This window comes from Kitasatospora sp. NPDC094019 (assembly GCF_044764505.1).
GTDB lineage: Bacteria > Actinomycetota > Actinomycetes > Streptomycetales > Streptomycetaceae > Kitasatospora.
In genome coordinates, this window is the sequence record NZ_JBIWIF010000015.1 from 28880 (window position 1) to 47672 (window position 18793).

Sequence of the window (18793 nt, forward strand, 5' to 3'; positions counted from 1 at the left end):
GAAGGGTCGGGAAGGGTCGGGAAGGGGCCGGGGGTCGGCCCGCCGTCCTGGTGACGGCGGGCCGACCGGGCCCGGTGGAACGGGCCTCAGTGCTCCAGGGCGGAGCGCAGGTCCCACAGGGTGCGCCAGGTGGCGGCGCCCTGTTCGGCGCGACGGCGGACCGGGCCGTCCCAGTAGCCGAGCAGCCGGGCGGCGTCGGCCGGGTCGTCCTTGCGGACGACGCCGATCAGCTGACCGGGGAGCCGGGCGAGCAGGTCACCGCCGTCGGGCAGGTACGCGGCACCGACCCCGATCGCGGTGGCCACCGAGACCGCCTCGGCGGTGCTCATCACGGTGGACGGGCGCTCGACGTCCCAGCCCTCGGTGGAGCGGCCGGTCCGCAGATCGCGGAAGGCCGTGACCAGCGCCTCCAGCACCGCGTCGTCGACCGCGAAGGCCGCCCCGGCGCGGGCGACGGCGGCGGTGGACTGGCGGCGGACCAGCTCGACCTCGGCCGCCAGGCTGCCGATCGGCCCGACCGTCTCGAAGTTGAACCGGCGCTTGAGCGCGGCGGACATCTCGCTGACGCCCTTGTCGCGCAGGTTGGCGGTGGCGATCAGGGTGAAGCCGGGGGCCGCGTGCAACTGGCCGTCCGGGGTGCCGGCCAGCTCGGGGACGGCGATCCGCCGTTCGGAGAGCAGGGAGACCAGGGCGTCCTGGACCTCCGGGAGACAGCGGGTGACCTCCTCGACCCGGGCGACCGCTCCGGTGGTCATCGCGCTGAGCACCGGGGAGGGCACCAGCGCCTCCCGGCTGGGGCCCTTGGCGAGCAGCAGGGCGTAGTTCCAGCCGTACTTGAGCTGGTCCTCGGTGGTGCCGGCGGTGCCCTGGACGGTGAGCGCGCTGGTGCCGCAGACGGCGGCGGCGAGGAGTTCGGAGAGCATCGACTTGGCGGTGCCGGGCTCGCCGACGAGCAGCAGACCGCGCTCGCCGGCGAGGGTGACGACGCAGCGTTCGACGAGGGCCCGCTCGCCGACGAACTTCTGCTCGATCGCCAGACTCCTGCGGCCGGCCTTGAGCTTCTCGCCGCCGCTGCCCATCACGAAGGTGACGACGGCGCGCGGGGTGAGCCGCCAGCCGGGCGGGCGCGGGCCGGAGTCGTGCGCGGCGAGGAACTCCAGTTCGGCGGCGAACCGCTCCTCCGGCGGCACCACCTGCCGGGCCTCGGAGGCGGCCGACGCGGTCGCCGTCGCGGTGGTGGTCGAGGTGGTGGTCGTCGTGGTCGTGCTGGTGGTCATCGGCGGGCCTTCCTGCGCTTGCCGGTCCGGAGCTCTTCGAAGCCGGGGGCGTCCCCGTCGATGACGCGCTGCCAGGCCCGGGCGAACAGCTCCGGGACGGCGAACCGCGGCAGCACGTGGTGGTGGGTGGGGAGATCGTAGAGGCCGGACTTCCAGGTCTCGACGGGCAGAGCGGGGGTCTTGGCCTCCTGCCAGCCGCCGGGGAGGAAGAGGGTGCGCCCGGCGCGGGCCCGCTTGGCCTCCATGACCAGGCCGGCGGCGAGGAGTTCGGCGCGCGCCTGCTTCAGCCGGGCCGGCTTCCAGCCCGTCCAGCGCGCGACGTTGCGGTCGGTCGGGTCGGGCAGGGCGAGCAGCTGGAGGTAGAGGACGGCCGCGTCCTCGCCCAGCTCCTGGGTCTTGACGACCTCGGTGACCAGATCCGGCACCGAGAGCAGCGGGTGGTGCGGCCAGACCTCGGCCTCGGCCTCCGCTCCGGCCGGGGCGGCGGCAGCAGCGGCCGCGGGCAGCTCCGGCAGGACGACCAGCCGGTCCAGCTCCCCGCTCAGGAGTGCCGTGAGCACCGTCCGCTGACGGGCCAGCCAGTAGCTCTCGCCCAGGCCGGTCAGCTGGTCCAGCGCCTGGTCCCCGGCCCCGTCGAGGCCGGCCGGGCGCCACCAGATCTGCTCCGCCTCGTCGTGGGTGGGCGACAGCACCAGGGCCTCGCCGCAGCGGACCAGCCCGTCCGCGTCGGCGCCGCCCTCGGCGGGCAGACCGAAGCGGGCGCGCAGCACGGCCGCCAGCGGCTCGCCCTTGCTGTTGCGGCGCAGGTCGTAGGCGAGCAGCAGCCCCGGGTCCGCCAGGCGGGTGTGCAGGGCCCGGACGGCGGGTGCGAGCGAGGCGCGCAGCGGACTGTTCCAGGGCAACCGGTAGGCGAGCCAGGCGATCGCGTCGGCGGCCTCGGACAGGGTGCTGTAGTCGGGCACGGCGAGCGGGTCCTCGGCCTGCAGCACGGGGGTGGCCGACTCGCCCAGGGGGAGCACCCGCTGGCGGGTGGTGCGGCTCAGCCACGGGGTGGTGGCGTGATTGAGGATCTCCTCGACCTTCTGGATGCTGGTGCCGCTGACGGTGGCCTGCTCGGCCTCCGGCAGGGTGACCAGCCGGCCGAGCCGGGCCGTCCAGCGGGCGGCGCCGGCGGCGCTGTCGGGGCCGGTGGTCCAGAGCTGCTCCGGGTCGGCGGGCAGCAGGGCGGCCCAGACCTCGCCGAGGGCCTCCCGCTCGCGCCCGCGCAGCCAGTCGCGGGCGGCCTTGGCCTCGCCGGACTTGAGGCCGTACTCCTTGAGCGCCTCGGGGGGCAGCGGGGCCCCGTACCACTGGATCAGGGCCTCGGTGGGGCTGAACAGCAGCGTGGAGCGGACGGAGCCGATGCCGGTGCGCGCGCCGAAGTCGGCGGCGCGGTCGGCGCGGTGGGTCATGGCGCCGTGCTGGGGCAGCAGGGCGGTGAAGCGGGCGACCCACGCGGCGTCGACGGCCTCCTCGGTGCCGCGCTCCTCGGCGGTGCCGAAGTGGGCGACCGCGCCGAAGGCTCCGCTCGGGTCGTGGTCGACGGCGAGCCAGTGCGCCTTGTCCTCGTTGTGGTGGCTGCAGGCGAGGACGACGACGGTGCGGTCGCCGTGCCGCCAGACCTGGCCCGCCCGCCGCTCGTGCTTGCCCTTGGTGGCGTTCGGATCGGTGAGCGGCTCGGTGAGGACGATCTCGCGCAGGGTGGCGCCCCGGTCGGCCAGCGGTCCGGCGGTGAGCTCGGTGAGCAGCAGCGCGAGCGTCTCGCGCTGCGCGGCGGGGGTGAGCGGGGCGGCGGCGGCGTAGGCGAGGGTGCCGATCCGGCCGAGCGCCTGCAACCAGCCGTGGTGGTTGTCGTCGCCGTGCAGCGCGATCCGGTGCGGGGTGCTCCAGCCGTCGCCCTCGGCCGCGGGGGGCTCGGCGAGGACGGCGGTGACGGCCCTGAGGTTGTTCAGGACGCGGTACTGGGCGCTGCGGTCCCAGGAGCGGCCGAAGCCGCTGACACCGGGAAGCAGCAGGGCGACGGCCTGGCTGAGGTGGTGATCGGTGCCGTGCTCGGGCCGGTAGGTGTACGCGTCGGCGCCGGAACCGGCGGCGCTTCCGCCGTCCTCGGGCTGCGGGAGGTAGCGGGCGACCCGGTCGAGCAGGTCGGCGGCGGTGCGGGCGAGGCCGGTGACGCCGGCCAGCAGCAGCCGGTGGGTGACCCCGGGCAGGACGTCGGCGACGGCGTCGACCGGCAGGCGCTCCTCGGCCTTGTCACTGCTGACGACCGGGCGGCGCACGCCCTGGACGGTGATCCAGCGCTGCCGGGCGGCGGGGACGGGCTCGGCGTCGGCCGGCCAGGCGGCGTCGATCAGCCGGGCGGCCTGCTCGTGGCCGAGGGTGCGCAGCGCGGTCGAGCCGTGCTCGTCGCGCGGGCGCAGGACGTGCCAGTGGGCGAGCGGCGGCACGACGGCGGTACCGGCGGCGCCGAGGCCGCCGGGGCGGCCGGGTTCGAAGTCGGCGGTGAAGCCGGTCGGGTCTGCGGTGACGGTGCCCTGCGCCGGGGAGTCCGCGGTGGGCAGGCCGAGGGCCAGGTGGTGTCCGTGGCCGTCCTGGACCACCGGGCGGCCCCCACCGGGCAGGGTGAGCCGGCCGAGCGGGTTGACGCGGTGGCCACCGCGGGTGTCGTCGACGACGAGGACGGTGCCGTCGGCGGTGACGGTGGTGGTCCGGGTGCCGTCCTTCCGGAGCCAGCTGCCGAGCACGGTGCCGTCGGTGCCGAGCGGGGTGGCCTCCAGGCCGGGCTGGAAGGGCAGCAGCTGGGTGCGGCGGAGGTCGAGGGTGCCGGTGGCGGCGTTGGCGGCGATCCGCGGCGGCTCCGAGGCGCGGCCGACGGTGCCGGTCGCGGCGTCGACCTCCTCCAGGACGGCGACGCCGGCGCTCCGGTGGGCCCTCCAGTGGCCGGTGCCGTCGCCGAGGACCGTGCTCTGGGCGGGCAGCACGGTGTCGCCGACGTGCAGCGGCCGGTGGCCGCCGGTGCGGCCGCCGCCGGGCAGCGGCAGGCTCGGCGTATCGATGTCGCTGCCGCCGTAGTACTGGGCGATCTGCTCGCCGCCGAGCTCGAAGGTCTCGGCGGGCCGGCCGGACCAGTAGGCCCGCTGCTTGCCCTCGTGGGCCCAGGCGACCAGGAGTTCGCCGTCGACGAAGCGGAAGCGGGGGCGGTGCCAGGTGTCGAGCTTGTCGGTGATGCGCAGGGTGTGTTCGAGCACGATGCCCTGCGGGCCGGCCACCACGACCTGGTTGCCGCGGGCGAGCAGCAGGTTCGGCCACGCCTCCTCCAGCAGCAGCCCGTCGGGGAGGTTGCGGCCGCTGCCGACACCGGGGGTGTCACCGGCCTCGACGCCGAGCCGGGCGAGCGCCTCCTCCAGGGCGGGCCAGCCGAGTTCGTCGAGGATGCCGCCGCGCAGGGTGTCGGCGAGCAGCCCGGCCACGTCCAGGTCGGCGATCCTGCGGGCGGCGGCCGGGTTCTCGTCGCGGATGCCGGTCCGGTGGGCGCTCAGCGAGTGCAGGATGCCGCTGGCGCTCTCCAGGCCGCGGGCGGCCGTCAGTTCGTCGGTGCGGGCGTCGGACCACTCGACGAAGAGCTCGCGCAGGACCGGGCGGGCGGCGGGTCGGCAGTTGTTGACGGTGTCCCAGACCGCCGGGACGGCGTCCCGGAGCGCGGAGCGGAAGCGCGGGTCGGCGGCGAGGGCGGCGAGGGTGCGGCCGTCGGGGCCGGTGGCGAGGACCCAGTCCTGGAGGGCGATGGTCTGGCCCTGGGCCGGGTCGGCGACCGGGACGCCCTCGGCGAGCAGCAGGTCGAGGAGTTCGAGCTGGGTGGCGCTGCGGCGCACCCCGGTGAGGAGGTCGACCGGCACGGCCTCGGCACGCAGCCGGTCGAGCATCCGGTGGACCAGGGCGACGGTCCCGGTGTTCAGACCGAGGGTGCGCCAGCCGCGGCCGAGGTGGCTGGTCCAGCGCTGCAGCCAGACGGCGGCCGGCTCGGCGGCGGCGGTGCCGTCGGCACTCGCGTCGTCGGCACCGGTGACGGGCGGGTCGGTGAGCAGACGCTCGGCGCCGCTCTCCGCCAGGACGGCGAGCCAGGCGGTGTCCTGCAGGCTGCGGTCGTCGTTGCCCGACGGGTCGGGCATCAGCTCCAGCAGGCGCGCGCGCACGGCGGCGTCGCCCCGGCCGAGCTCGACCACGGCCTCGCGCCAGCTCTTCCAGAAGGTGCCGGGGGCGCGGTTGACGGCGGGCGAGGCGAGGAGTTCGAGGAGCAGGGCCCGCTCGTGCTCGTCGCGGTCCAGCCCGGCGGCCCGGAGCAGGGCGCGGGCGTCCTCGGCGACCCCGGCGTAGGGAGCCATACCGGCCGCCGAGCGCTCGGTGCACAACTGGCGGAACCGCTGCCAGGCGGTCAGCGGGTCGAGCCGGCCGCTCAGCTCCTTGACGTACTGGCGCAGCGCCTTGACGCTGAGGGCGCCGGCCAGCGCGAACTCCAGGAAGACGGCGCGCAGCCGCTCCTCGTCGACCGGGAGGTTGTGGGTGCGCTCGGCCTCGCGGGCCCGGCCGAAGAAGGTGCTCGCGTAGGTCTGGTTCTCCTGTTCGAGGAAGATCCGGCCGACCTGCTCGCAGTAGGTGGGCAGGAAGTGCGGGACGGCGCGGCCGAGCCGGCCGGCCAGCTCGTCGAAGCCGTCCTTGGCGTGCCCGGGCTTGGACTTGGCCTGGCGGGCGAGCCGCTCCATCTCCTTGACCAGGGCGAGCGCGTGGTGGCCGTTGGCCGGGTCGTGGACGAGCGCCCAGGCGGGGAAGCCCAGCGCCTCCTGGCGGACCTGGCCGACCTCGACCGGCTCCTCGGCCGGGACGAGCCCGAGGAAGTCGACGGCGAGGTCCTCGGCGGGGCCGAGCGCGCCGGGCACCAGGCGGACGATCCGGCGGCCGTCCAGCGCGGGGTGGGCGTAGCTGCGGGCGGTGAGCACGTCGGCGGCGCTGTCGGGGCCGCCGGCGCCGGGCAGGGTGCCGGCGGCGAGGACCGCCCCGGACTCCAGCAGCCGCTGGTGGCGGTCGGTTCCGCCGGTGGCACCGGTGGCGGTGCGGTCGGGTCCGGTGGTGGTGCTCATGCGGCTTCCTCCCCTTCGATCGTGCGGCCGGCGTACAGCGCGGCGGCCATCCGCATCCCCTCGGACCAGGCGACCGGTCCGACCTCGGCCAGCGGCAGGACCTTGCCGTCCGGGCCGGTCCAGCTGAGCGAGCCGGTCTCGCACTCGTCGTACTCGTAGTAGTCGCCGACCCAGACCCGGGCCTCCAGGGCCCGCCCGTCCTCGACCACGGGCAGGACGGCGTGTCCGCCGCGGACCCGGTGGCCGAGCCGGGCGCAGCGGCCCAGCAGGTCGCGCAGGGCGGCGTAGCGGCCGCCCGCGTAGGTGTCGACCTGGGTGCCGGTGGCGTCGTCCGGCCGGTGCCAGACCTCCCGGTAGAGCTGCTGGACCTGCTGGGAGACGCCGAGTTCGACGGCGAACTCGCGCAGCTCGTCCAGGTCCTCCAGCAGGACCGGGTGGGGTATCCGCAGCTCGCTGCCGGTGAGCCGGACGGTGTCCCCGTCGAGGTCGACCAGGCCGATGCCGCGCTCGGGGTCGGCCCCGCGCAGGAAGCCGGCCACGGCGCCGTCCGCCCCGGTGACGACGAGGTCGCGCAGGACCTCGCGCCACGCCTCGTCGGCCCAGACGGCGGTGACGACGGCGGCGGGCACCGGCAGCGAGCGCACCATCCAGCGCTCGGCGGTCTCCAGGCAGCCGCGCCGGTGTGCGTCCAGCCACTCGGTGAGCTGCCGGAGTCCGAGCACCACCGGATCGTCGTTCAGCTTCGGCGGGACGGCTTTCAGCTGACGGCCCGCCGCATTGCGGCAGACCACCTTGCCCTCCTCGTCGAACGCGACGGAATACCCGCCCGAGCCCGTTTCCACCCACGCCACGGCCGCTCTCCTCCCAGCTGGTCGGTCAGTTGGGAGGAACGTAACGGGACACACTGACAACGCGACGGGCAGGGAGGGGTACTGAACGGTAGGAAGTGGCGGATCCCCGGTCGAACCACGTTCAAACCGCTCGAACGGGTGGCCGATTGTGACCTTTTGTCACCCGCCGTCGACGGCCAGTCGCAGAATCCGGTCGTCGCCCGGCCGCGGCGAACCCCGGCCGTCGGTGTTGTCGGTGACCAGGAGGAGGGTGCCGTCCGGGTCGGCCGCCACGGTGCGCAGCCGGCCGTACTCGCCCCGGAGGAACTCCTGCGGGGCGCCGGCCGCCCCGTCGCCGGCCAGCGGGACCCCCCAGAGCCTGGTCCCGCGCAGCGCGGCCACCCAGACGGCGCCGGCGGCGAAGGCGATGCCGCTCGGCGAGGCGTCGGCGGTGTGCCACTGGGCGACCGGGTCGGTGAAGCCCGCGCGCCCGGCGGTGCCCTCGACGGTGGGCCAGCCGTAGTTGGCGCCGGGGGTGATCAGATTCAGCTCGTCCCAGGTGTCCTGGCCGAACTCCGAGGCCCAGAGGCGCCCCCGCTGGTCCCAGGCCAGTCCCTGGACGTTGCGGTGGCCGAGCGACCAGACCGGCGAGCCGGGGAACGGGTTGCCGGGCGCGGGCTCGCCGTCCCGGGTGAGGCGGAGGACCTTGCCGCCGAGGGAGTCGCGGTCCTGGGCGTGCGAGCGGTCGTCGGCGTCACCGGTACCGGCGTAGAGGAAGCCGTCCGGACCGAACGCGATCCGCCCGCCGTTGTGCCGGGGCCCGTGCGGGATCCCGCTGAACAGGACCGTCGGGGAACCGAGTTGGGAGCCGGACGGCCGGGAGGGGTCGAGGTCGAGCCGGGCGATCCGGTTGTCCGAGCCGGTGGAGAAGTACGCGTACACCCGGTGGTCGGCGGCGAAGTCCGGCGAGAGCGCGAGGCCGAGCAGGCCGCCCTCCCCGCCGGAGGTGACGCCCGGGACGGTACCGGCCACCGTCCTGGCGCCGTCCTTCGCCGAGACGCGCAGGATCCGGGCACTGTCCCGCTCGGACACCAGCAGGTCGCCCCCGGGCAGGACGGCCAGACCCCAGGGGGACTTGAGGCCGTCGGTGACGGTGCCCCGGACGGCCACCGAGAGGGGCGCCGGGGCGGCGGGGGAGGGCGTGGCCGTCCCGGTCGGGGCGGAAGCCGTCGACTCCGAAGCCGCCGGGGCGGAGGACTCCGGGGCGGACGTCACCGCGGCGGAGGCCGACGCGGGCACGGAGGCCGCGGCGTCCGAGGACGACCCGCCGGCCCGGTCCGGGGCGGCGGCCGAGGAGCACCCCGCCGCGGCGGCCGAGCCGAGGGCGAGGGCGACGAGCAGGGCGGCGGTACGGCGGGGCATCGGTGACCCTCCCGGGGGCGTCGGGCGCGGCGGCGGCACGGACGTCCGGCGGACGCCCGTCCAGCACACCACACCCGGCCCGGCGGCCGCCCGGCAACCCGCCGCGCCCGTGCGACCGTTCGGACCGTCCGGGCCATTCCGTTCAGTCCGCTCGGGCCGCTCGGGCCGCTCGGGGCCCAGGACCCCAGGAACGCCCCCCCGGTCAGGCCGCCGTCCGGCTCCCCGCCCGCGGGACGATCACCGGCGCGCCGTCCCCGGGGGCCGCGAGCACATCGCTGTCGACGTCGTACAGCGCCCGCACCAGCGGCGCGTCCACCACCTCGCGCGGCGGGCCGCAGGCGATCATCTCACCGCCGCGCATCGCCACCACCAGATCGGCGTAGCGGGCCGCCGCCGCGAGGTCGTGCAGCACCATGACGACGGTGCGCCCGCCCGCCGCGACCTCGCGCACCAGCTCCAGCACCTCGACCGCGTGGCCGAGGTCGAGGGCGCTGGTCGGCTCGTCGAGCAGGACCACGGGCGCGTCCTGGGCGAGGACCATGGCGAGCCAGCAGCGCTGCCGCTGCCCGCCGGAGAGCCGGTCGAGCCGGCGTTCGGCGAACTCCTCGACGCCGGTGGCCCGCAGGGCCTCGGCGGTGAGCCGCTCGTCGTCGGCGGACCACTGCCGGAACAGGCCCTGGTGCGGGTGGCGGCCGTAGCGGACCAACCCGGCCACGGTGACCGCCTCCGGGGCCTGCGGGCTCTGCGGCAGCAGCGCGACCCGGTGGGCGGCCTGCCGCGGGCGCAGCTTCCAGATGTCCTCGCCACCGACCAGCACCCGGCCGGAGTCGGGCCGGTGCAGCCGGGCGATCGAGCGCAGCAGGGTGGACTTGCCGCAGCCGTTCGGGCCGACGACGGCCACCACCTGCCCGCCGGGCACGGTGAGGTCGACGCCGCCGAGCACCGGGCGCCCGGGACCGTAACCGGCCTTGAGGCCCTCGACCGTCAACTCCATGGCGGGTTCCTTCGATGGGAGAGCAGAAGGGGAACGAAGCGGGGGGCGAACGCCCCGGAGAACGAAGCGGGCGGCGGGCGCCCCGTGAGGAGGAGCGCCCGCCGCCTGCGGTCACTTGGCGGCGAGCGCCTTGCTGATGTCGCCGATCACGACGTCCGCGGCGAGCGGGCCGCCACGGGTCGACCAGACCGAACCGTCCACGGTGACGGTGTGGTTGTTCTTCACCGCGCCGAGCCCCTGGTAGGCGGGCTTGGACTGGACGTCCTTGAGCGCGGCCTTGCCGTCGTCGGTGAGGGTCGACAGGAACAGCCAGTCGCCGTCGATCTCGTTGATCTTCTCCAGGCTCAGCGCCGGGGTGTGCGCGTTGCCGTCCTTGTCCTGCGCCTGCGGGCGGGTCAGACCCATGTCGAGGGCGACGCCGCTGGCGAACTGCTTCTTCTCCATCCAGCTGGGGCCGGTCGGGTTCCAGCGGACGATGGAGACGGCCTTGCCCTTGTTCTCGCCCAGCTCGCCGCCGGCCTTGGCGGCCTTGGCGTCGTAGTCGGCGATGACCTTGTTGGCCGCGTCCAGCTTGTTGACGGCGTTGCCGATGCCGCGGAAGGAGAGCTTCCAGTCGTCGGTCGGGGCCATGGTGACCACGGTGGCCGGGGTGATCTCGCGCAGCTGCTTGAGGACCTGCTGGTCCTGCATGTCGCCGGCCAGGATGAGGTCGGGCTTGGCGGCGATGACCTTGTCCATGACGGGCTGGAGCAGGTTGCCGACCACCGGGATGCCCTGGACCTTGTCCTTCAGGTACGCCGGCGGCTCGTTGAGGCCCTGGCCGTTGGTGATGCCGGCCGGCTTGAGGCCGAGGGCGAGCACCGCGTCGAGGTCCTCCTGGGTGAGGGTGACGATGCGCTTGGGCTCGGCCGGGATCTCGACGGCGGTGCCGGTGGCGTCCTTGACGGTCCGCTTGCCGCCGGCGGCGTCGGCGGCCGGGCTGCCCGCGGCGGCGGCCGTGGAGGCGGCCGCGGTCGTGGCGGCGGCCGACGGGGAGCCCTTGTCGGAGGACGCCTTGTCGGAGGAGCCCGACGAGCCGCAGCCGACGAGCAGGAGCGTGGCCGCCCCGGTGGCGGCCACCGCCTGGACCGCGCGACGGCGGGCGAGGTGCAGCGGGCTCTGGGGGGTCGACATGGATGCCTCCGGGCAAGGGTGTTGCGTACGGGCGGTACGAACGACGGTGGGGACGGGCGATGCGGACTGCGGCGGCGCGACGGCGGTACGGCGATCCGAATCGGGACGATCCGGACGGATGCCCCCCGAGTCGGACACCAGTCCGACCGCGCTGACCATTAGGTTAGCCTTACCTTATGACATTGTCGCAAGTGGGTGCCGTCGAAGCGGCCGGCGCTAAGCCCTCCGCCCCCGCACCGCCGACGGCCGACCGGTCCCGCCGCACCGCCCGGATCGCCCTCGGCGGCGTCCTCGCCGCACTGCTCGCGCTGACAGCGGTCTCACTGTCCGTCGGCGCCGGCGAGGTCGGCCCCGGCCGCGTGCTGGACTACCTGCTCGACATCGGCGGCGCCCGCGCCGACAGTCACCTCGCCCTGGTCGTCGGCGACCTGCGCCTCCCCCGCACCCTGACCGCCCTGCTGGTCGGCGCCGCGCTCGGCGTGGCCGGAGCCCAGCTCCAGGCCGTCACCCGCAACCCGCTCGCCGAGACCGGCCTGCTCGGCGTCAACGCCGGCGCCTCGCTCGGCGTCGTCCTCGGCATCGCCGTGCTCGGCGTCCAGACCTCCTACGGCTACCTCGCCTTCGCCTTCGGCGGCGCCGTGCTGGCCAGCGGACTCGTACTGGCGATCGCCGGCAGCCGGGGCGGCGGCTCCCCGATGCGGCTCGTCCTCGGCGGCTCCGCCGTCGGCGCCACCTTCGGCGGCCTCACCGGCGTCCTGATCGTCAACTCCCCCGAGGCGTACGACCGCTACCGGGTCTGGGTGCTCGGCTCGCTGGCCGGCGTCGAGGGCTGGACCACCCTGACCCAGCTCGCCCCGGTGCTCGGGGTCGGCTTCGTGGTCGCCCTGCTCACCACCCGGCCGCTGTCCGCGCTCGCGCTCGGCGACGACCTCGCCCGCGGCCTCGGCCACCGCCCCGGCGCCACCCGCGCCGCCGTCGCGCTCGCCGTCACCCTGCTCACCGCCTCCGCCGTCGCCCTCGCCGGGCCGATCTCCTTCCTCGGCCTGCTCGCCGGCTTCCTGGCCCGGGCCGCCGCCGGCCCCCGGGTCGGCCGGCTCACCCTGCTCGCCGGCCTCGTCGGCGCCGCCGTGCTGACCGGTGCCGACGTCCTCGCCCGGGTGGTCGCCCGCCCGTTCGAGGCCCCGGTCTCGGTGATCGTCGCGCTGATCGGCGCGCCCGCCCTGATCGCCATCGTTCGGTCGCGGAAGAACGCCGCGCTCGGCCTCACCGACACCGCCCCCGCCGAGTCCTCCGGCCGGAGCGGCCACCCCGAGGAGAAGCCGCCCAGGCCGGACGTGGTGATCCGGCGCGGCGCGCTGTCCGTGCTGCTCCCCCGGCGCTCGGCACTGGCCGCGCTCGGCCTCGCCGCCGCGCTGCTCGCCGCCGTCGTCGTCTCCGCGCACGCCGGGCAGAGCGAACTCGACCTCGGCTCCACCTTCCGGGCCGTCTTCGGCTACGGCGACCGCCTCGACGTCCTGCTGGTGCAGAAGTTCCGGCTCGGCCGGATCGTCGCGGGCCTCGCCGCCGGCGCCGCGCTCGGCCTGGCCGGCTGCCTCACCCAGACCCTGGCCCGCAACCGGCTCGCCACCCCCGAACTGCTCGGCGTCAACGACGGTGCCACCGCCGCCGTGCTGATCTCCGTCACCGCCACCGGCGCGTTCGGCGCCTGGTGGGCCGGACCGATCGGCGCCCTGGTCGCCGTCGCCGTGGTCACCGCCGTCTCCGGCGGCCTCGGCGCCCGCGGCTACCGGGTGCTCGTGGTCGGCCTCGCCATGTCGGCGCTCGCCTCCGCGATCATCCAGGTCGCGATGGCCCGGCGCTCCCTCAGCTCCGCCTCCTCGCTGTACGTCTGGACCTCCGGCAGCCTCAACGGCCGCGACTACGAGGTCGCCACCCCGGTCCTGATCGGCCTCGCCGTCCTGGTGCCGCTCGCGCTGGTGGTGGCCCGCCGGCTGGCCGTGCTGCGCTTCGACGACAACGTGGCCTCCTCGCTCGGCGTCGACCCCGGCCGGGTCCGGTTCGCCTGCCTGCTGCTGGCCGTGGCGCTCGCCGGCCTCGCGGTCGGGATCTGCGGACCGGTCGGCTTCGTCGCGCTGGCCGCACCCGTCGTCGCCGGCCGGCTGGCCGGGCCGGCCCGCGTCCCGGTGCTCGGCTCCGCCCTGGTCGGCGCGGTGCTGATCGTGCTCGCCGACACCCTCGGCCGGATCCTCATCTCCGGGGTCGAGATCCCGGTCGGCATCGTCACCACCGTGCTCGGCGGCCCGTTCCTGCTCTGGGTGTTGCTCGGCCGCAAGGGCAACCCCGCCTGATTTCCGAGGAGTTCTCGCAGTGCAGAATGAACAGCCCGTCTCCGACAGCGCGTTCTGGGACCGGGTGGCCGCCGAGGGCGCGCCGCTGGTCGACCCCGACCCCGAGGACCCGGCCTACCGGCAGGTGACCTTCGTGCTCCGCGACGAGCCGGGCGAGGAGCCGTACGACGGCGTGCTCGCGCTCGTCCACACCGTCACCGACAAGGACCGGCACGCCGGCGACCTCACCCCCCACCTGATGGAGCGCCGGGCCGGCGGCTGGTCCCGCACCTACCGGCTGCGCGCCGACCACCGGGCCTCCTACCAGCTGTACCCGGTGCGCGGGGCCGTCCCCGGCACCCGGCGGGCCGACTGGCTGAAGGTCCTGGACGGTGCCCTCCCCGACCCGCTCGACCGGGGCCCGCGGCTGCCCGGCCGCGACGGGCGCCACCCCTCCTCGCTGCTCGCCCTGCCCGAGGCGCTCGCCCAGCCGTACGCCGAGCGCCGCCCGGAGGTGCCGCGCGGACGCACCGTGCGTGCCGAGGCCGCCGGGCGGACGATCGACGTCCATCTGCCCGCCGGGCACCGCGCCGACGGCGGCCCCTACCCGGTGCTGGTCCTGCTGGACGGCGACGTGTGGGGCGAGCAGCTGTCCGTCGGCGACACCCTGGACAACCTGACGGCCGAGGGGCTGATCCCGCCGACCGTCGCCCTGCTCGTCCACACCCCGCCCCGGGCCCGGGTGGACGACCTCAGCTGCAACCCGGCCTTCGTCGACCTGCTCGCCGACCGGGTGCTGCCCTGGGCCGCCGCCGAGTACCGGGCCACCGCCGACCCGGCCCGCACGGTGATCGCCGGCCAGAGCGCGGGCGGGCTGACCGCCGCGTTCGCCGCCTTCCACCGGCCGGCCCGGTTCGGCAACGCGCTGTCGCAGTCCGGCTCCTTCTGGTGGCCCGACGCCACCGAGCTCAACGACGGCAGCGAGTGGCTCACCCGCCAGTTCGCCGCCGCCGAACGGCGCGAGGCCCGGTTCTGGGTGGAGGCCGGACTCCAGGAGTGGCTGCTGCTCCCGCAGAACCGCAACCTGCGCGACGTCCTGCTCGACCGGGGTTACGACCTCGCCTACCGCGAGTTCAACGGCGGTCACGACTACGCCTGCTGGCGCGGCGGCCTCGCCGACGGCCTGGTGCACCTGCTGGGGCCGCGCGGCTGACGCCCGGGCACCGGGGGGTGGTGGGTGCGGCCGCCGCGCCCACCACCCCGGCGCTCAGAGCCCGACCTCCACGAGGACCCCGGTCGCGACGTCGAACACGAAGCCGCGCACGGACCCGGTGTGCGGGACGAAGGGGCTGGTCCGGATCCGCGCGGCCGACTGCCGGAGGTCGGTCTCCAGGTCGGCGAACGCCTCCGCCGCCCACGGCGGCTTGACACCGGTCTCCTTGCGGATGTCCTCGCGGAAGGCGTCGTCGCCGAAGGTGAGCATCCCGCAGTCGGTGTGGTGCACGAGGATGATCTCCTCGGTCCCGAGCAGTCGTTGGCTGATCGCCAGCGAGCGGATGGCGTCGTCCGTGGCGACGCCGCCGGCGTTGCGGATCACGTGCGAGTCGCCCTCGGCGAGACCGAGCGCGCCGTAGACGTTGAGCCGGGCGTCCATGCAGGCCAGGACGGCCGTGCGGCGGGCCGGCGGGAGCGGCAGCGGACCCTCGAAGGCCGCGGCGTAGTCGGAGTTGTTGCGCAGGTAGTGGTCGGTGGCGGTGTCGGTCATGGCGGACGGACGTCCCTTCGGTGCGGTCGGATCGTGATCGTCCGGGACACCCGGGAACCCGCCCCGCCCGGGCATGCGTGCGCGCGGACGAGAACGGGGACGGACGGGTGTGCCCGGGGCACCGCGCGGACGGAACGGCCCACGGCTACGGCGGGCCCGCCCGGCGGCAACGGACGACGGCCCTCGCGGCGGGCGGCGCGCACCACGGCGCGGCCGGCCGGACGGACCGGACGATCAGAAGGTGACCGGACAGCCGGTGGAGTGGATGCGGCCGTAGTCGATGTGACGACGGCGGACGAGCACGGTCATGCGGGCAACGTACCGCCCGCCTTCCCCGCCCGCCGGGGAATCCGGCATTCTCCACCCCCTCGGGTGACGGCCCCGGCGGCACGGGGCCGCCGGACCCCGGCCCCGCCGTCAGACCAGCCGCGGGGCCACCTCGACGGCCGGTGTCCGCAGGCTCCGGGCCACCGAACCGAGCAGCAGGGCCCCCGGGGCGATGCCTGCCACCACCGCGACGACCGAGGCGGGGGCGCCGGCCGCGGCGAGGCCGACGCCCGCCGCGCCGCACACCGACATGGCGGCGGCCAGCACGTGGAGCGCGGGCCGCCGCCAGACCGTCGCCAGGCCGAAGAAGTGCAGACCGACCACCAGGGCGATCCAGCCGACCGTGGCCTTCGGCGCGTGCAGCACCGGGTTGACGACGACGAGGCCGGCCAGGCCGACGACCACCTCGGCGGCCACCACCAGCCGGTATCCCCGGCCGAACACGGGCGGGGCGGGAACGGCGGAGCCACCCGGCGGCGCGGGGAGGGCGGGACGGCGGCGCAGGGCCAGGAACAGCCGGAGGAACACCAGGATCGCGAGGACCCGGAGCAGCACGGCGGCGGCTCCGGGAAGAGCTCCGGCGTTCGCGAGGACGAAGGCGAGTCCGAAGGCGGCGCCGATCAACGGGGCGGTCTGCTTGTTGTGCACAGCACAGGTTCCCATCGATGTGGATCATGGCGCAAAACCCGGACGGGACATCGTCAGGACCAGTACGGTGTCACATGTGATGCGAATGACGCTGCCCGGCGGCCGCGGGTGATCCGCGCGTTCCGGGCCGACACCGACTACCCCGCGCTGGCGGACCTCCTCTCGGCCGACGGGGCCGAACGGCCCGTCACGGCCGCCGAACTGCGGGGCCGGGACGCGGCGTTGCCGAACGAGGACCGGCTGAGCACCGACCGGCGGGGGCGGCTCACCGGGCACGGCCGGGTCCGGCTGGTCCAGCCCGGGCCGGCCGGGGACCTGCTCGGGTACGCCACCGCCTGGCGCGCGCCCTGGACGCCGCCCGGGGACCTCGCCTCGCTCGCCGTCAGCGCGCCGGGGCGCGCCCCGGCCTGGCTGCTGCCGCTCTACGACGGGCTGGAACGCTGGGGCCGCGAGGTCGGGGCCGGGCGACTGCTCGGACGGCTCCCGGACGAGCACGACGGGTCGACGTCGGCGGGGCGGGACTCCCCCGGCGACCTGACCGGGCTGCTGCTCGGCCGCGGCTACCGGGTGGACGCCCACGTCCGGTCGGCGAGCGCCCCGGTGGGCCCGCACCTGCCCGGGCCCCAGCCGCCGCCCGGGCTGTTCCTGGACACCCTCGCCACCACCACCGCGCCCGAACCCGAGCGGCAGCTGCACCACCTCTACCGCGAGACCCTTCGCGACAATCCCGGATTCGCCGACGCCCTGCCGGAGTTCGACCGCTGGCGGGCCGAGGTGCTGGCGGGACCCGGCGGGCGACCCGACTGGGTGTTCACCGCCGAGTGCGCCGGGCGGATCGTCGGCGCCACCGTCGTGCACGCCACCGAGGACCCGTTGGCCTGCCGCGTCGACTACACGGCGGTACTGCGGGCCTGGCGCGGACGCGGGCTGGCCCGGACGCTCAAGCTGCACGCGGCCCGGCACCTGCTCGGGCACGGCGTCCGCACCGCCCACACCGAGGTCGAGACCGGCAACGTCCCGATGGTCGCGGTGAACACGGCGCTCGGGTACCGCTGGGGCGCCGGGCACCGGCGGCTCGTCAAGGAGCTCTGAGACCCGCCCCCGCACGGCCGCGAACGCCGCAGGACGGCACCCCGGGCGGGGTGCCGTCCTGCGGCGGTGGTGTCGGTCCCTCAGTCCATCGGCGGCGGGCCCGGTACCTCCTTCGGCAGCCGGGCCGCGACCAGGGCGCCGAGGGCGACCGCGGCCGCCGTCGCCACCAGGGCGACCCGGTAGGGCCCGGGTTCGGCGCTGTGGGTGCCGTCCTCGGCGAGGGCGCCGATCAGGGCGGCGGCGCCGGCGATGCCGAACGCGCCGCCGAGGGTGCGGACGATGGTGAACAGTCCCATCGCCCGGCCCATCGCGGGCCCCGGCACGTCCGCGAAGCCCGCGATCTGCACCGTCAGCACGGCGGTGCCCAGGATCAGGCCGACGCCGAACATCAGCGCCCGCACGGCCCAGGCGTTCTCGCCGACGCCCGGCAGGGCGAGCGCCGCCAGCACCAGGGCCGCGAGCAGCAGGGCCGGCAGCGCGAGCCGGCGCGGACCCAGCCTCGGCAGCAGCCGGTCGACCACCTGGGAGGCGGCCATCAGGCCGATCGCCTCCGGGAACACGCTCAGGCCCGCGTCCAGCGCGGAGGCGCCCAGCGCCGCCTGGTACAGCAGCGGGAACGCGAACAGCGCGCCCATCAGTCCGGCGGCGGTCAGCAGGGCCAGCCAGCTCGCCGCGCCGAAGGTCCGGTCGGCGAGCAGCCGCAGGTCCACCAGCGGTTCCTCGGTCCGCAGCTGGTGCCGGACGGCGAGGACGAGCAGCACCGCGCCGAGGATCCCGGACAGGCCCACGGCCGGGGAGGTCCAGCCGTGCGCGGGGCCGAAGCCGAGCGCGTAGGTGAGCAGGCCCAGACCCGGGGTGGCGAGCAGGAAGCCGGTGGTGTCGAAGCGCCCGGCCGGCGGCTCCTCCTGGTCGCGCAGCGCGAACAGGCCGGTCAGGACGGCCGCCACGCCGATCGGCACGTTGACCAGGAACAGCCAGTGCCAGGAGAGGTGTTCGGTCAGGAAGCCGCCGAGCGGCGGGCCGAGCGCGGGCATCAGGGCCGTCGGCACGATCAGCACCTTGCCGAGCCCGGCCCGCTCGTGCGGCTCGAAGGCCCGGAACAGCAGGGTCATGCCGACCGGGGTGAGCAGGCCGCCGGCCACGCCCTGCGCGGCCCGGGCCGCGGTGAGCGCGCCGAGGTCGGGCGCGGCCGCGCACAGGGCGCTGGCCAGGGTGAACACCGCGAGCGAGCCGAGGAAGACCCGCCGGACCCCGAACCGGTCGCCGAGCCAGCCGGCCGCCGGGAGGCCGACGGCGAGGCCGACCAGGAAGGCGGTCTCCACCGCGTTGGCGGCGGAGACCGGGCGGCCGAAGTCGCCGGCGATGGTGAACAGCGCCGGGTTGACGATCGTCGAGTCCAGGCCGTTCATGCACATCGCGGCCGTGTAGACGAGCACCACGGCGAGCCGCCCCGCGAACAGGGGGCGGGCCGGGGCGCCGGCCCCGGCCCCGGCGGGGGTGCCGGGACCGGGGCCGGGCTTCGCGTCCGTGTCGGTCATCGGGCCGGGCTCAGCTCGGTCCAGTGGGCGGTGATCCAGTCCAGCACGGCGGCGCGCTCGCCCGGCCCGTGGGCGACGGTCCAGCCGGCCGGGACGGCGGCGAAGTCCGGCCAGAGCGAGTGCTGGCCCTCGTCGTTGACGAGCGCGAGGAACTCGCCGTCGCCGTCGAAGGGGTTGGCGGGGGCGTCACTCATGGGGTGGGTTCTCCTGTTGGTTCGGACGGGGG

General features: G+C 76.0%; 14 protein-coding genes. 3 read left to right on the forward strand and 11 right to left on the reverse strand.

The window, feature by feature from the left end; translation table 11 throughout:
* Positions 1–86: 86 nt before the first annotated feature.
* From ACIQ9P_RS28535 to ACIQ9P_RS28560, 6 genes are all read right to left on the reverse strand, one after another.
* Entirely contained in the window at positions 87–1277 is a 1191-nt protein-coding gene (locus ACIQ9P_RS28535; protein WP_402362107.1) for an AAA family ATPase, read from the reverse strand.
* Positions 1274–6451: a hypothetical protein gene (locus ACIQ9P_RS28540; RefSeq protein ID WP_402362110.1), complete on the reverse strand. Its 5178-nt coding sequence runs from the start codon at positions 6449–6451 to the stop codon at positions 1274–1276. Before ACIQ9P_RS28540 ends, ACIQ9P_RS28535 begins: the two co-directional genes overlap by 4 nt.
* On the reverse strand, positions 6448–7302 hold the full coding sequence (locus tag ACIQ9P_RS28545) for a DUF4132 domain-containing protein (RefSeq protein ID WP_402362113.1): 855 nt from the start codon (positions 7300–7302) through the stop codon (positions 6448–6450). The genes ACIQ9P_RS28540 and ACIQ9P_RS28545 overlap by 4 nt, the downstream gene beginning before the upstream one ends.
* Before the next feature lie 159 nt (positions 7303–7461).
* Positions 7462–8703 carry a PQQ-dependent sugar dehydrogenase gene (locus ACIQ9P_RS28550; protein WP_402362116.1) on the reverse strand — a complete coding sequence of 414 codons (1242 nt, stop codon included), beginning with the start codon at positions 8701–8703 and terminating at the stop codon, positions 7462–7464.
* A gap of 202 nt (positions 8704–8905) precedes the next feature.
* On the reverse strand, positions 8906–9697 hold the full coding sequence (locus ACIQ9P_RS28555) for an ABC transporter ATP-binding protein (RefSeq protein ID WP_402362119.1): 792 nt from the start codon (positions 9695–9697) through the stop codon (positions 8906–8908).
* A gap of 111 nt (positions 9698–9808) precedes the next feature.
* Positions 9809–10870 carry an ABC transporter substrate-binding protein gene (locus ACIQ9P_RS28560; RefSeq protein WP_402362121.1) on the reverse strand — a complete coding sequence of 354 codons (1062 nt, stop codon included), beginning with the start codon at positions 10868–10870 and terminating at the stop codon, positions 9809–9811.
* A 176-nt stretch (positions 10871–11046) separates the two neighbouring features.
* Between ACIQ9P_RS28560 and fhuB the strand changes: the two genes are divergently transcribed.
* Both fhuB and fes read left to right on the forward strand, forming a co-directional pair.
* The gene (gene fhuB, locus ACIQ9P_RS28565) at positions 11047–13218 is read left to right on the forward strand and encodes a Fe(3+)-hydroxamate ABC transporter permease FhuB (protein ID WP_402362124.1); all 2172 of its coding nucleotides are present in this window, start codon (positions 11047–11049) and stop codon (positions 13216–13218) included.
* Positions 13219–13237: 19 nt separating this feature from the next.
* Positions 13238–14410 (forward strand): enterochelin esterase, encoded by a 1173-nt coding sequence (gene fes, locus ACIQ9P_RS28570; protein ID WP_402362127.1) that lies wholly within the window; start codon positions 13238–13240, stop codon positions 14408–14410.
* A 54-nt stretch (positions 14411–14464) separates the two neighbouring features.
* Here the strand turns inward: fes and ACIQ9P_RS28575 are convergent, their stop codons facing one another.
* From ACIQ9P_RS28575 to ACIQ9P_RS28585, 3 genes are all read right to left on the reverse strand, one after another.
* Positions 14465–14962, reverse strand: coding sequence for a beta-class carbonic anhydrase (locus tag ACIQ9P_RS28575; RefSeq protein ID WP_402362130.1), 498 nt, complete (start codon positions 14960–14962; stop codon positions 14465–14467).
* Positions 14963–15196: 234 nt separating this feature from the next.
* Positions 15197–15319 (reverse strand): hypothetical protein, encoded by a 123-nt coding sequence (locus ACIQ9P_RS28580; RefSeq protein ID WP_402362133.1) that lies wholly within the window; start codon positions 15317–15319, stop codon positions 15197–15199.
* Positions 15320–15379: 60 nt separating this feature from the next.
* Positions 15380–15952 carry a hypothetical protein gene (locus tag ACIQ9P_RS28585; RefSeq protein ID WP_402362136.1) on the reverse strand — a complete coding sequence of 191 codons (573 nt, stop codon included), beginning with the start codon at positions 15950–15952 and terminating at the stop codon, positions 15380–15382.
* A 93-nt stretch (positions 15953–16045) separates the two neighbouring features.
* On the opposite strand from ACIQ9P_RS28585, the gene ACIQ9P_RS28590 reads away from it, so the two are divergent.
* Positions 16046–17029 carry a GNAT family N-acetyltransferase gene (locus ACIQ9P_RS28590; protein WP_402362139.1) on the forward strand — a complete coding sequence of 328 codons (984 nt, stop codon included), beginning with the start codon at positions 16046–16048 and terminating at the stop codon, positions 17027–17029.
* Positions 17030–17109: 80 nt separating this feature from the next.
* Here the strand turns inward: ACIQ9P_RS28590 and ACIQ9P_RS28595 are convergent, their stop codons facing one another.
* Both ACIQ9P_RS28595 and ACIQ9P_RS28600 read right to left on the reverse strand, forming a co-directional pair.
* Entirely contained in the window at positions 17110–18567 is a 1458-nt protein-coding gene (locus ACIQ9P_RS28595; protein ID WP_402362142.1) for a DHA2 family efflux MFS transporter permease subunit, read from the reverse strand.
* Positions 18564–18761, reverse strand: coding sequence for an MbtH family protein (locus ACIQ9P_RS28600; RefSeq protein ID WP_402362145.1), 198 nt, complete (start codon positions 18759–18761; stop codon positions 18564–18566). Before ACIQ9P_RS28600 ends, ACIQ9P_RS28595 begins: the two co-directional genes overlap by 4 nt.
* Between the last annotated feature and the right edge of the window lie 32 nt (positions 18762–18793).